Genomic DNA, 275 nt, shown 5'->3' on the forward strand with positions numbered 1-275 from the left:
TGTTCAAAATCTGACGGGTCTGTAATAGGTCGTTCCGATGCGCAAATGGCCCGTTTAAAACCACGTGCATCGGAACGAAAGGGCCGGTGGACTCGAAGTTCGTAATTGTAGGAGAGTCCCCCGGTTCCCGAGAGCTTATGGAGGGGAAGCCTTTCATGGGGCCATCTGGCCAGCTCTTGGAAAAGATCCTGCACGAAATGGGTATGCCCTCAGGTGTTAAGCCTTATGTGCTTAATGCATTGAGCTGCTACCCCAAAGATAAGGACATGAAGAAG

General features: G+C 50.9%; 1 protein-coding gene. It reads left to right on the forward strand.

The features are described from left to right. Positions 1-86: 86 nt before the first annotated feature. Positions 87-275: uracil-DNA glycosylase family protein (locus VJI93_RS09470; RefSeq protein WP_442953999.1), on the forward strand; the 189-nt coding region annotated here is incomplete at its 3' end.

The sequence above is a fragment of the Parvimonas sp. M20 genome, from assembly GCF_035282425.1.
Lineage (GTDB): Bacteria > Bacillota > Clostridia > Tissierellales > Peptoniphilaceae > Parvimonas.